Consider the following 12281-nt stretch of genomic DNA (forward strand, 5'->3'; position numbering starts at 1 on the left):
ACCCTTCATGGGCATTTTGGCACCACCCTTGCTATTGATCATGGCAGAGGCCTGCCCAGGCAGCTCGAACACAACGACAAATCCCTCCAAGTGCAGGAGGGTTAGCGATTCAGGTGCCGCATCACCCTGGGAAGGGTGAACCGGCACACTTGAGGAAAATGAGCCATGACGACACGTCAGCCGCTGTACAAATCCCTGTATGTCCAGGTGATCGTTGCCATCACCATCGGCATCCTGCTCGGCCACTACTACCCGGAAACGGGCGTTGCCCTCAAACCCTTGGGTGACGGCTTCGTCAAACTGATCAAGATGGTCATCGCCCCGATCATCTTCTGCACCGTGGTCAGCGGCATCGCCGGCATGCAGAGCATGAAGTCGGTTGGCAAGACTGGCGGCTACGCGCTGCTGTACTTTGAAATCGTCTCCACCATCGCCCTGATCATCGGCCTCGTCGTCGTCAACGTGGTCAAGCCAGGCGCTGGCATGCACATCGACGTCAGCACCCTGAACGCCAGCAGTGTGGCTGCCTACGCCGCCGCCGGCGCGCAGCAGACCACCGTCGGCTTCCTGCTCAACGTCATCCCTAACACCGTGGTCGGCGCCTTCGCCAATGGCGATATCCTGCAGGTGCTGATGTTCTCCGTGCTGTTCGGCTTCGCCCTGCATCGCCTGGGCAGCTACGGCAAGCCGTTGCTGGATATGATCGACCGCTTCGCCCATGTCATGTTCAACATCATCAACATGATCATGAAGCTGGCCCCGATCGGTGCTTTCGGCGCCATGGCCTTCACCATCGGCCAGTACGGCGTTGGTTCGTTGGTGCAACTGGGTTACCTGATGGCCTGCTTCTACATCACCTGCCTGCTGTTCGTGCTGGTGGTGCTGGGCGGTATCTGCCGCGCCCATGGCTTCAGCGTACTCAAGCTGATCCGCTACATCCGTGAAGAGCTGCTGATCGTGCTGGGTACTTCCTCCTCGGAATCGGCCCTGCCCCGCATGCTGGCCAAGATGGAGCGCCTGGGCGCCAAGAAGTCGGTCGTCGGCCTGGTCATTCCGACCGGTTACTCGTTCAACCTGGACGGCACCTCGATCTACCTGACCATGGCTGCGGTGTTCATCGCCCAGGCCACCGATACCACCATGGACATCACCCACCAGATCACCCTGCTGCTGGTGCTGCTGGTGGCTTCCAAAGGTGCTGCCGGCGTGACCGGTTCGGGCTTCATCGTGCTGGCCGCCACCCTGTCGGCTGTTGGCCACCTGCCGGTAGCTGGCCTGGCGCTGATCCTCGGCATCGACCGCTTCATGTCCGAAGCCCGCGCACTGACCAACCTGGTGGGCAACGCCGTTGCCACGGTGGTCGTGGCCAAGTGGGTCAAGGAAATGGACAACGACAAGCTGGCCTCCGAACTGGCCTCCGGTGGTGCACCGCTGGTCGATACCCGTCCGACCGATGACCTGGGCGTGGCAGAAGGCCCAGCGCGCTGATCGCGCGGCTGTTGTACGAAAAAGGCGACCCTCGGGTCGCCTTTTTAATGTGTGTGGTTCGCCTCGGTGCGCGGTCAGGCCGGCACCACCTCCAGCACCCGGATCACATCCGGCTGAGGGTAATGCCACCTCACCTGCACATCCCAGAACTTCACCCCGTAGACCCGTTCGGCCGGCGGTACCTGGTAAGCCGGTCTCGGGTCTTGCGCCAAGCATTGTTCAATCAGTTCTACCAGCGGTTCAGCCAGGCGCAGTGCATGCTCGCGGGCCTGGGGCAGGGCGTTGTCGCCCCACTGTACGGCAATTGCGGCGGGCGCTGCGTTGGCCATCTGGTTGCTGGCGTCTGCAATGCTGTCGGCATACGGCACATAGGGCTTGATGTCCAGTACCGGCGTGCCATCGAGCAGATCGATGCCGGACAGCAACAGGCGCCCCGGCTCCACACCCTCCAGGCGTACCACCGACTGGCCGATGCCGTTTGGCCGGTGGGTTGCACGGGTGGCGAACACCCCCATGCTCTTGTTGCCGCCCAGCCGCGGTGGCCGCACTTTCAGGCGCGGCTTGTCCTCCAGGGCCTGGTGGAACAGGAACAGCAGCCAGACATGGCTGACCTGCTCCAGGCCTTCGACCGCATCCCCTTGGTCGAACGGCGGCAGCAGTTCGAGCACGCCGCGCGCGGCAGGCGCCAGTTGGGGCTGGCGCGGGATGGCGAATTTTTCCTTGAAGCAGGAGCGGACGATGCCGACCGGAGCAACCGTATGCTGCATGGCCAATCAGCCGCGCACGCGCTGGGTCAGGCCTTTGAGGAAGTTGCGCAGCAACTGGTCGCCGCATGGGCGATAGTTTTCGTGGCCGGCTTTACGGAACAGCGCGCTAAGTTCAGGCTTGCTGACCGGGAAATTGACCGACTTGAGGATCGTGTGCAGGTCGTCTTCCTTCAGTTCGAAGGCCACCCGCAGCTTCTTGAGGATGAGGTTGTTGGTCACTGGCAGCTCTACCGGCTGCGGCGGGCGGCTGTCGTCCTTGCCGCGGCGGTGGATCACCAGGCCATCGAGAAAGTGCGCCATCACCCGATCAGGGCAACGCACGAAGCCTTCCTCTTCTTCCTTCTTCAGGTAGGTGGCCAATACCTGAGGGTGCACTTCGAGGCCGGAAAGGCCGATGATCTCGGCCATCTTGGCGTCGTTCACCTTGAGCATGTAGCGCAGGCTGCGCAGGACGTCGTTGTGGTTCATTGCTGCAGAATCCTGTTCAGGTGCCACGCTTGTGCGTGGCGTATTGCTTAGAAACGTTCGGTGGTCGCCATGTAGCGCCATTGACCCAGGGGCAGCTTGCCCATCGACACCCCGCCCAGGCGAATGCGGCGCATGCTGACCAGTTCCAGGCGCAGGTAGGCGCACAGCTCGGCGATTTGCCCGGGCTGGGGGTTTTTCACGACCATGCGCAGGTGGGTCTCGTTCTGCCAGCTGGCCTTGGCCTTGGGCAGCTCGCGGTCATTGCGCGTAGCACCGCGCGCCAGGCGTTCCAGCGCCTGAGGTGTGGTCTCGCCGCGCACTTCGACAATAAACTCCTGCTCCAGGCGACGCAGGTCGGCCTCGATCTTGCGGCTGACCCGCCAGTCCTGGGTGAATACCTGCAAGCCGCTGGCGCCGCGCTCGAGCGGTGCCACGCAGGCCTGCCGGGTGAAATGCCCGTGCAGGGCGCGCACACCTTCGCGGTGCGCCTCGCTGAGGTTGCCCATGTTCATGCTGGCGCGGGCGCTTTCGCTGTCCACGCCGGCCGCCTGGTTGAGCAGCAGGGTTACCGGCTCCAGCGCTTCGACCCGGGCACCCGGGAGCAGCTCGACGTGCTGGTGTTCGACCTTGAACTGCGGCTGCTCGACCACCACGCCGTCGACTGTGACCCAGCCGCCTTCGATATAGAGCTCGGCATCGCGGCGGGAGCAGCCAAGTTGCTCGATAAGGCGTTTGGACAGGCGGACGGGTTCGGACATGACGGCAATTCGCAGAGGCAGGGAAAGGCCAGCATTGTACCTGCCTGAGCGGCAGAGGGGCTGGGAATCTGTGTCATTTACGCCATTTTGCAAAGGCGCATGTGCAGCAGCGGGTAGGGCTGGCCCAAGCCGTCGGTTTCCGATCGGCCGATCACCTCGAAGCCTTCATGCAGGTAAAAGCCCAAGGCCTGAGGGTTTTGCTCGTTGACGTCCAGGCGCTCGGCATTCAGCTCGTTGATCGCATAGTGCAGCAGGCGCTTGCCTACCCCTTTGCCACGGTACTCAGGCGCAACAAACAGCATGTCCACGCGCCCGTTGGCGACCCCGGCAAAGCCACAGATGCGTTGCCGGTCCTTGCAGCAGATCAGCATCACCGCGTCGAGGTAGCGGCGCAGCACCTGTTCGCGCAGTAACACGATGTACCCCTCGGGCAGAAAATCGTGAGTGGCACGCACCGAGTCCTCCCAGATCTGTACCAGCTCGCCGTAATCGCGCAAGTGCGGGGTTTGCAGCGTCAGTAGCGATTGCATGCCGGTGGTCCTCCATGGCGATAGGGAAAACATAGCAGGCCAACCACCGGTCGGCTTGTCCGTGCTGTGCTTGAACGGTGGGGTGCAGGGGTCTATTAATTAAGCGTGGGAAAAAATCCCACAAAAAGAAAATTCGAAAAAGATTCGTACTGATCTGGCGTTCTCGTGGCGACTATCTGGAGACGGACCATGCAAATCCACCTGCTGTTCAAGAAGGCTTTAATCGCGGCTGCTGTAGCGGGCGTGCTGTCGACGGCCGTTGTTTTGATCCCTGACTCGATTTCTCATGGCTCCAGCGCCTACGCCAAAGATGGCGGTGGCGGTGGCGGACACGGAGGTGGAAGCGGTGGTGGTGGGGGGGGCCACGGAGGTGGAAGCGGCGGTGGAGGGGGTGGCCACGGTGGTGGCGGAAGCGGCGGTGGTGGTGGCCACGGTGGTGGGGGCGGAAGCGGCGGTGGAAGTGGCGGCGGTGGTGGCCACGGCAGTGGAGGAGACGGCGGTGGCCATGCCGGCAACAGTGGCAGCGGCCAGGGCCACGCCGGTGATTCAAACGCTGGGCGCAGCGGCAACCATGCTGAAGCGGGTGACGATCATGGCAATCATGTGGGGGGGGAGCCCGGTGACGATCACGGCAATCACGTGGGCGGCGAGCCCGGTGACGATCATGGCAACCATGTCGGCGGCGAGCCTGGCGATGATCACGGCAATCACGTTGGTGGTGAACCTGGTGATGATCACGGCAACCATGTGGGTGGCGAACCGGGTGATGACAACAGCAGGGGCTGACAGGCGTTGATCAGCCCAACTCTGCCCGCTTCGCTGTTAAGCGCACTGCGGCGTGTCATGCGCCCGCTGGTGCGCTTGATGTTGCGCAAAGGGGTTAGCTATACGATGTTCGCCGACCTGCTCAAGGAAGTGTTCGTCGACGTAGCCCATCGTGAGTTTGGCCTGGACGGCGCCCCGCCCACCGACAGTCGCATCAGCCTGCTCACGGGTGTGCATCGCAAGGATGTCCGGCGGCTGCGCAGCGAAGGTGGCACGGCACTCGAGGCCTTGCCGGCGAACATCACCCTGGGCGCACAGTTGGTCAATGCATGGACCACCCGCCCGCCGTTCTGCTCGGCACCTGGCCAGGCCCTGGCACTGCCGCGTTTGGCAAGTGTGGGTGGCGAGTGTTCATTCGATGCCTTGGTGGCCACGGTCAGCACTGATATCCGCGGGCGTGTGGTGCTGGATGAGTGGTTGCGCCTTGGCATCGTCCGGCTTGATGAGCAGGATCGTGTGCACCTGGAAGCCAAGGCGTTCGTGCCGCAGAAAGGTTTCGATGAAAAAGCCGCGTACTTCGGCCACAACCTGCATGACCATGCCTGCGCAGCGGTGCACAACCTCAGTGGCCAGGGCCTGCCGTTCTTCGAACGCAGTGTGCACTACGATGCTTTGAGCCCGGCCAGCGTCGAGCACGTGCGTGAAGTGGTTGCCAAAGATGGCATGCAGACGCTGCTGGCCTTCAGCCGGCTCGCAGCAGAGCTGGAAAGCGTTGATGTGCCCAGCGCGGAGCAACCTCAGCGCATCACTGTCGGGCTTTATTTCTACACTGAAGCTACCGACCCCGAATTGTCCAAGACGCCAGGCCCATGACGCCCCTCACGCGCTGCCTCCGTGTCGTTGCCTTTGCCCTGGTCCTGGGGTTGAACCTGGCGGCGCCTGCCGATGTGGTCGCAGCACCGGTTTGTGTCAGCCGCGACGAAGTGGGCATGGCCGGTGCCACAGGCCTGCAGTTTCCGGGGGGGACAGGCGGTACCGGTGCACGCAGTGGAAACGGTGGTGTCGGCGGCACTGGCGCGCCCTTCCCGCAACGTCCTGGCGGCACCGGCGGTACTGGCGCGGTGGCCGAAGGTGTGGACGGCACCTACTCTGATAACGGTAATGGCGGGGTAGGCGGTACCGGTGCGCCGATCCTGCGCCCAGGCGGTACCGGTGGTACCGGCATCGTCGGCACCATCACCGGGTTTGCTTCGATCTGCGTCAATGGCATGGAAGTGCACTATGGCAAAAACGTGCCGGTGAGTGAAAACGGTGCACCCGCCAGCAGTGCTCACTTGGCGATCGGGCAGGTTGTAGCGGTGGAGGCAATTGCCACCCAGCGCGGTCTCCAGGCAGGGCGTATCTCGATCCTCAACGTCTACGAAGGGCCGCTGACGGCGCTCCCCAATGCTTCGGCCCCCCTGCGGGTGATGGGCCAGCCTGTGCGGCTCGCCGAAGGCGCGCGGGTGGCTGAAGGGCTGCGTGCGGGCGAGCCGGTCCGGGTCAGCGGCTTGCGCGATGCCACGGGCGAAGTGGTGGCAACCCGTATCGAACGGGCGCCGGGCCTCAGGGAGGCCAGTGCCATTGGTGCAATCGACCGCCCAGGCAGCCTGCAAGGGTTGACGCTGGGCACCCGCGTAGCCCCCGCGCGGGAAGTGCTGGTGCGCGGCCAGTGGACCGGGCGCCAGCTGGAAGTGGCACAAACCCGCCCAGACCCGAGCCTGCCGTTTGCTGGCCGTGTACAGCAGGCGGTGGTCGAAGGGCTGGTGCAGCGCGTTCAGGCACGGCAACTGGTGGTCGCGGGCATTAATGTGACGCTGGGGCAGGGCACTGTGGTTGTCGGCAGGCAGCCTGCAGGATTGGCGCTCGATCAACGCGTTCGGGTGAGCGGCGTGCTCAGTGGTACTCACGAGTTACGGGCCACCCGTGTGGAATTCCAGGATGACCGTGCTGACAACCCGGGCCGAGGCCATTCGGGGCATGGCGGCGAGCACGGCAGCATTGACTCAGCCGGCTCCGACAACAGCGGCCATGGAACAAGCGAGGCGACCAGCGTTCGCAGCGAAAGCAGTGATGATCACAGAGGGCGCAGTACCGTTGAAGACGCCAGTGGTCACGGCAGGTCTGAAAGCGTGGACAAGTCTGGTAAGTCAGAGCATGTCGAAACCGTGGAGCAGCCCGAGAGCAGCAACAGTGGCAAGGGTGATCGGGTAGAGAAGGTTGAAGTCGAGAAAGTGGAAAAGGTTGAGAAAGTAGAAAAAGTTGAGAAGGTCGAGAAAGTGGAAAAGCCTGAAAAGGTCGAGAAAGTAGAAAAAGTTGAGAAGGTCGAGAAGGTGGAAAAGCCTGAAAAGGTAGAGAAAGTCGAAAAGCCTGAAAAGGTCGAGAAGGTGGAAAAAGTCGAGAAAATCGAAACCATCGAAAGGCCGCAAAAGGTAGAGACCGTCGAAAAAGTAGAGCATCCGGAGCGATCCGGGCGTTAGGCAACTAGGCTGGGGAAGTCCGACCACACTTCCCGAAGGGGTACTGAGGTGCAGATGAGACCCGCGCTCCCTCTTTTTGCCTGCCTGCTGTCATGTACCAGTGCGTCGACCGTGGCCGATACCTTCAGCACCGCCATCGGCATGGACTATTCAAGTGGCGACTATGGCACAGGTACCACTTCGGAAATCTGGTACGTCCCCGTGGTCGGCAAATATGAAACCGGCCCCATGACCTACAAGGTCACCGTGCCCTGGTTGCGCATCACCAACCCGGAAGTAGGCCCCAATGGTGACCCCTTGCCCGGAGGTTGCCGGGATGTGGAGAGCGGGCTGGGTGACACGGTCGCCAGCGCCGGGTATGCCCTGCTAGATGGCAGTGACGGGGGCCTGATGCTCGACCTGATCGGCAAGGTCAAATTCCCAACCGCCGATGAAGACCAGTGCCTTGGCACCGGTGAATATGACTACACCGCCCAGGTCGACATCACCAAGGGCTTTGGCCCGGTCACCGGTTTCGCGACATTGGGCTGGAAGAAGTTCGGCGACCCGCCCGACAGCGATTTCGACGACCCGGTATTTGTCAGCCTCGGCTTCGCCCTGCCAGTGGCTGCGGGTACTTCGGCGGGCGCCTCCTACGACTGGCGGCAGAAAGTGGTCTCGACCGGTTCGCAGATCAAGGAGCTCACCCTGTTCCTGACCCACAAGCTCAACCAGCAATGGAAAGTCCAGCTCTACGCGGTTAAAGGCTTCTCTGATGCGAGCCCGGATGCAGAGGGTGGCCTGATGCTGTTTCACACGTTCTGACGAAAAAAGCCCCTGCTCGCGTCATTCCTTGCGTGGAATGGCAGGGCAGGGGCTTTTCATGTTTCAGCCGCTTTAGATGGGCTCTGCCCACATGTCGTATTCGTCGGCATCCACTACACGGCAACGCACTTTGTCGCCCGGCTTGAAGCCATGGTCGCCATCAATGAAAACGCTGCCGTCGATTTCCGGGGCATCGAAGAAACTGCGGCCAACCGAACCTTGCTCCTCGACTTCGTCGATCAGCACGTCGATTTCCTTGCCGATGCGCAGTTGCAGGCGGGCGGTGCTGATGGCCTGCTGGTGGGCCATGAAGCGGTCCCAGCGCTGCTGCTTGATGTCGTCCGGCACTTCTTCCAGGCCCAGGTCGTTGGCCGGGGCGCCTTCTACCGGCGAGTACTGGAAGCAGCCCACACGGTCGAGCTGGGCTTCAGTCAGCCAGTCCAGCAGGTACTGGAAATCTTCCTCGGTCTCGCCCGGGAAGCCGACGATGAAGGTGGAGCGGATTACCAGCTCAGGGCACTGCTCGCGCCAGTTCTTGATACGCGCCAGGGTGCGGTCTTCGAAGGCAGGGCGCTTCATCGACTTGAGCACTTTCGGGCTGGCATGCTGGAACGGGATGTCCAGGTACGGCAGGATCTTGCCGGCGGCCATCAGCGGAATCACGTCGTCGACGTTCGGGTAGGGGTACACATAGTGCAGGCGTACCCAGGCGCCCAGGCTGCTCAGGGCCTCGCACAGCTCAAGCATGCGGGTCTTGACCGGGCGGCCGTTCCAGAAGTCGGTCTTGTACTTGACGTCTACGCCGTAGGCGCTGGTGTCCTGGGAAATCACCAGGATCTCCTTGACCCCGGCCTTGACCAGGCGCTCGGCCTCGCTCAGCACTTCACCTACCGGGCGGCTGACCAGCTTGCCGCGCATCGACGGGATGATGCAGAAGCTGCAGCTATGGTTGCAGCCTTCGGAAATCTTCAGGTACGCATAGTGGCGCGGGGTCAGCTTGATGCCCTGTGGTGGCACCAGGTCGATCAGCGGGTTGTGGTCCTGGCGCGGCGGCACGACTTCGTGCACTGCGTTAACCACCTGCTCGTACTGCTGTGGGCCGGTGACCGACAGTACACTCGGGTGCACGTCACGGATACTGCCTTCCTCGACACCCATGCAGCCGGTGACGATGACCTTGCCGTTTTCCTTGATCGCTTCGCCGATCACTTCAAGCGACTCGGCCTTGGCGCTGTCGATGAAGCCGCAGGTGTTGACCACCACCACGTCGGCGTCCTCGTAGGTGGGCACGACTTCATAGCCTTCCATGCGCAGCTGGGTGAGGATGCGCTCGGAATCGACCAGGGCTTTTGGGCAACCCAGGCTTACGAAACCTACCTTGGGGGTGGCGGGCGTGGTGGACATGACTAACCTCGGTATTGAATACAGGTCGCCCGGCCGGAATCGCGGGCGATCTTGACGGGCGCTTTTTAGCGCCTCTGATCAAAAAGTGCGCAATTCTAGCGAGCGCAAGGTCGCTTGACCAGCAGAAATACGACGAACGCTGCGCTATGCTTCGCGCCGTTGCGTGATGGTGCCTTCGAGGGCCTGGCGCGCGAGTGAATACTAAAGGCCGAGATGGCCGTCTGCGGGAGTGGTCGATGGTTCAGGCAAGCAGTCACGTCGAGGGCGGGCACGCGGCAAAGCAGGGCGCGGCTCGCTCGCTTGGCCTGCTCGTGGCGGCGGTCGGGGTGGTTTATGGCGATATCGGCACCAGCCCTTTGTATACCCTCAAGGAAGTCTTCACCGGCGGTTACGGAGTGCCGGTCAACCACGATGGCGTGCTGGGTATCCTGTCGCTGATCCTGTGGTCGCTGTTGTGGGTGGTGTCGTTCAAGTACGTGATGTTCATCCTGCGGGCCGACAACCAGGGCGAGGGCGGCACCATGGCGCTGACCGCGCTGGCGCGGCGGGCCACGGCTGCCTATCCGCGGTTGCGCACGCTGATGGTGATCTGCGGCTTGATCGGCGCGTCGCTGTTCTACGGCGACAGCATGATCACCCCGGCAGTATCGGTGCTGTCGGCCGTGGAGGGCATGGGCCTGGCGTTTGACGGTATCGACCACTGGGTGGTGCCGATTTCGCTGGTGGTGCTGGTGGCGCTGTTCCTGGTGCAGAAGCACGGCACCGACAAGATCGGCAAGCTGTTTGGCCCGATCATGGTCACCTGGTTCGTGGTGCTGGGCGCATTGGGCGTGCACGGTATCTCTCAGAGCCCGGAGGTGCTCAAGGCCTTCAACCCAGGCTGGGCAGTCAACTTTTTCGTGGTGCACCCGGGCATGGGCGTGGCCATTCTTGGCGCGGTGGTGCTGGCGCTGACCGGCGCCGAGGCGCTGTACGCCGACATGGGGCATTTTGGCCGTAAGCCGATCGCCCGGGCCTGGTTCATCCTGGTGCTACCCGCGTTGGTGCTCAACTATTTCGGCCAGGGTGCACTGCTGCTGCAAGACCCGGAGGCAGCGCGTAACCCCTTCTACTTGCTGGCGCCGAACTGGGCGCTGCTGCCGTTGGTCGGGTTGGCCACAATGGCCACTGTGATTGCCTCGCAGGCGGTCATTTCCGGGGCCTTTTCCCTGACCCGCCAGGCCATCCAGCTGGGTTACATTCCGCGTATGCATATCCAGCACACCTCCAGCGACGAACAGGGGCAGATCTACATTGGTGCCGTGAACTGGACGTTGATGGTGGGCGTGGTGCTGCTGGTGATCGGCTTCGAGTCGTCCGGCGCCCTGGCGGCGGCCTACGGTGTGGCGGTGACCGGCACCATGCTGATGACCACCGTTCTGGTATCGGCGGTGATGCTGCTGCTGTGGAAGTGGCCGCCGGTGCTGGCCGTGCCGATCCTGGTGGGCTTCCTGCTTGTCGATGGGCTGTTTTTCGCTGCCAACGTGCCGAAAATCGTCCAGGGCGGTGCCTTTCCGGTATTGGCCGGCGGGGTGTTGTTCCTGCTGATGAGCACCTGGAAACGCGGCAAGCAGATCCTGGTAGAACGCATCGACGAAGGTGCGCTGCCGTTGCCGTTGTTCATCAGCAGTATTCGCATTCAGCCGCCGCACCGGGTCGAAGGCACGGCGGTGTTCCTCACTGCACGGTCTGATGCCGTGCCCCACGCGCTGCTGCACAACATGCTGCATAACCAGGTGCTGCACAGCCAGGTGGTGTTGCTGACTGTGGTCAGTGAGGACCGGCCGCGGGTACCGGAACAGGAGCGCTTCGAGGTAGAGGCTTATGGTGACGGGTTCTTCCGTGTGGTGTTGCACTTTGGCTTCATGGACGAGCCGGACGTGCCGGCGGCATTGAAGCTGTGCCATCGGGACGATCTGGACTTCACCCCGATGCGCACTACCTACTTCCTGAGCCGCGAAACGGTCATCGCTTCACGTCTGGAAGGCATGTCGCGTTGGCGGGGCAACCTGTTTGCGTTCTTGCTGAAGAACGCCAACGGTAACCTGCGCTTCTTCAACCTGCCGCTGAACCGGGTGATCGAACTGGGGACCCAGGTCGAGATCTGACTGCCAGGAGGAGGCTTGCCCTGGGGACAAACCGGGGAAACGCGGTGCCTGGCACCGGCTTTGCCGGTGTTCGCGGGACAAGCCCGCTCCCACAGGTACGGCGCAGGCTTAGGGCTTATGTAATACCTGTGGGACTGGCTTGCACAATGCTTGAACGCTAGCGCGATCACTGCGGGAGGAGGCTTGACCTGGGTACAACCGGGGAAACGCGGTGTCTGGCACCGGCTTTGCCGGTGTTCGGGACAAGCCCGCTCCCACAGGTACAGCGCAGGCTTAGGGCTTATGTAATACCTGTGGAACTGGCTTGCACAATGCTTGAACGCTGGCGCGATCACTGCGGGAGGAGGCTTGCCCTGGGTACAACCGGGGAAACGCGGTGTCTGGCACCGGCTTTGCCGGTGTTCGCGGGACAAGCCCGCTCCCACAGGTACGGCGCAGGCTTAGGGCTTATGTAATACCTGTGGAACTGGCTTGCACAATGCTTGAAAGCTGGCGCGATCACTGTGGGAGGAGGCTTGCCCTGGATACAAACCGGGAAACGCGGTGTCTGGCACCGGCTTTGCCGGTGTTCGCGGGACAAGCCCGCTCCCACAGGTACGGCGCAGGCTTAGGGCTTATGTAATACCTGTGG

11 protein-coding genes are annotated in these 12281 nt (G+C 62.5%); 6 read left to right on the forward strand and 5 right to left on the reverse strand.

The genetic code is table 11. From position 1 onward, the window contains the following. Nucleotides 1-165 precede the first annotated feature (165 nt). Entirely contained in the window at nt 166-1488 is a 1323-nt protein-coding gene (locus LU684_RS28585) for a dicarboxylate/amino acid:cation symporter (protein WP_016488678.1), read from the forward strand. A 74-nt stretch (nt 1489-1562) separates the two neighbouring features. On the opposite strand, the gene tsaA is transcribed toward LU684_RS28585, so the two are convergent. The 4 genes from tsaA to LU684_RS28605 form a co-directional block, all read right to left on the reverse strand. Then, entirely contained in the window at nt 1563-2255 is a 693-nt protein-coding gene (gene tsaA, locus LU684_RS28590; protein ID WP_016488677.1) for a tRNA (N6-threonylcarbamoyladenosine(37)-N6)-methyltransferase TrmO, read from the reverse strand. A gap of 6 nt (nt 2256-2261) precedes the next feature. Next, nucleotides 2262-2723 (reverse strand): DUF1456 family protein, encoded by a 462-nt coding sequence (locus LU684_RS28595; protein WP_016488676.1) that lies wholly within the window; start codon nt 2721-2723, stop codon nt 2262-2264. Nucleotides 2724-2770: 47 nt separating this feature from the next. Further along, nucleotides 2771-3481 (reverse strand): rRNA pseudouridine synthase, encoded by a 711-nt coding sequence (locus LU684_RS28600; RefSeq protein ID WP_016488675.1) that lies wholly within the window; start codon nt 3479-3481, stop codon nt 2771-2773. A 77-nt stretch (nt 3482-3558) separates the two neighbouring features. Further along, a complete protein-coding gene (locus LU684_RS28605) occupies nt 3559-4011 on the reverse strand; it encodes a GNAT family N-acetyltransferase (protein ID WP_016488674.1) in 453 nt (150 codons plus the stop codon). A 189-nt stretch (nt 4012-4200) separates the two neighbouring features. On the opposite strand from LU684_RS28605, the gene LU684_RS28610 reads away from it, so the two are divergent. Genes LU684_RS28610 through LU684_RS28625 form a run of 4 tightly spaced genes read left to right on the forward strand, consistent with a single transcriptional unit; the run spans nt 4201 to nt 8099 of the window. Next, complete coding sequence (locus LU684_RS28610; RefSeq protein WP_434119749.1) at nt 4201-4797, forward strand: hypothetical protein; 597 nt, start codon at nt 4201-4203, stop codon at nt 4795-4797. 57 nt (nt 4798-4854) lie between these two features. Further along, nucleotides 4855-5649 (forward strand): DUF6502 family protein, encoded by a 795-nt coding sequence (locus LU684_RS28615; RefSeq protein WP_442964213.1) that lies wholly within the window; start codon nt 4855-4857, stop codon nt 5647-5649. Beyond that, nucleotides 5646-7295: a DUF5666 domain-containing protein gene (locus tag LU684_RS28620; protein ID WP_232895293.1), complete on the forward strand. Its 1650-nt coding sequence runs from the start codon at nt 5646-5648 to the stop codon at nt 7293-7295. Before LU684_RS28615 ends, LU684_RS28620 begins: the two co-directional genes overlap by 4 nt. 54 nt (nt 7296-7349) lie before the next feature. Beyond that, complete coding sequence (locus tag LU684_RS28625) at nt 7350-8099, forward strand: hypothetical protein (RefSeq protein WP_016488670.1); 750 nt, start codon at nt 7350-7352, stop codon at nt 8097-8099. Nucleotides 8100-8171: 72 nt separating this feature from the next. On the opposite strand, the gene rimO is transcribed toward LU684_RS28625, so the two are convergent. Next, a complete protein-coding gene (rimO, locus tag LU684_RS28630; protein WP_016488669.1) occupies nt 8172-9503 on the reverse strand; it encodes a 30S ribosomal protein S12 methylthiotransferase RimO in 1332 nt (443 codons plus the stop codon). A 236-nt stretch (nt 9504-9739) separates the two neighbouring features. On the opposite strand from rimO, the gene LU684_RS28635 reads away from it, so the two are divergent. Continuing rightward, complete coding sequence (locus LU684_RS28635; RefSeq protein WP_232895294.1) at nt 9740-11650, forward strand: potassium transporter Kup; 1911 nt, start codon at nt 9740-9742, stop codon at nt 11648-11650. The last annotated feature ends 631 nt before the right edge of the window (nt 11651-12281 follow it).

Origin of the sequence: Pseudomonas sp. NMI542_15, from assembly GCF_021283425.1 — a bacterium.
Classification (GTDB): domain Bacteria; phylum Pseudomonadota; class Gammaproteobacteria; order Pseudomonadales; family Pseudomonadaceae; genus Aquipseudomonas; species Aquipseudomonas fortuita.

Excerpts from the sequence above, each read along its gene's own strand:
- LU684_RS28610 (WP_434119749.1), top strand. The coding sequence starts at position 4,201 with ATGCAAATCCACCTGCTGTTCAAGAAGGCTTTAATCGCGGCTGCTGTA.
- LU684_RS28605 (WP_016488674.1), bottom strand. The coding sequence starts at position 4,011 with ATGCAATCGCTACTGACGCTGCAAACCCCGCACTTGCGCGATTACGGC.
- rimO (WP_016488669.1), bottom strand. The coding sequence starts at position 9,503 with ATGTCCACCACGCCCGCCACCCCCAAGGTAGGTTTCGTAAGCCTGGGT.
- LU684_RS28585 (WP_016488678.1), top strand. The coding sequence starts at position 166 with ATGACGACACGTCAGCCGCTGTACAAATCCCTGTATGTCCAGGTGATC.
- LU684_RS28595 (WP_016488676.1), bottom strand. The coding sequence starts at position 2,723 with ATGAACCACAACGACGTCCTGCGCAGCCTGCGCTACATGCTCAAGGTG.
- tsaA (WP_016488677.1), bottom strand. The coding sequence starts at position 2,255 with ATGCAGCATACGGTTGCTCCGGTCGGCATCGTCCGCTCCTGCTTCAAG.
- LU684_RS28625 (WP_016488670.1), top strand. The coding sequence starts at position 7,350 with ATGAGACCCGCGCTCCCTCTTTTTGCCTGCCTGCTGTCATGTACCAGT.
- LU684_RS28620 (WP_232895293.1), top strand. The coding sequence starts at position 5,646 with ATGACGCCCCTCACGCGCTGCCTCCGTGTCGTTGCCTTTGCCCTGGTC.
- LU684_RS28635 (WP_232895294.1), top strand. The coding sequence starts at position 9,740 with ATGGTTCAGGCAAGCAGTCACGTCGAGGGCGGGCACGCGGCAAAGCAG.
- LU684_RS28600 (WP_016488675.1), bottom strand. The coding sequence starts at position 3,481 with ATGTCCGAACCCGTCCGCCTGTCCAAACGCCTTATCGAGCAACTTGGC.
- LU684_RS28615 (WP_442964213.1), top strand. The coding sequence starts at position 4,855 with ATGCGCCCGCTGGTGCGCTTGATGTTGCGCAAAGGGGTTAGCTATACG.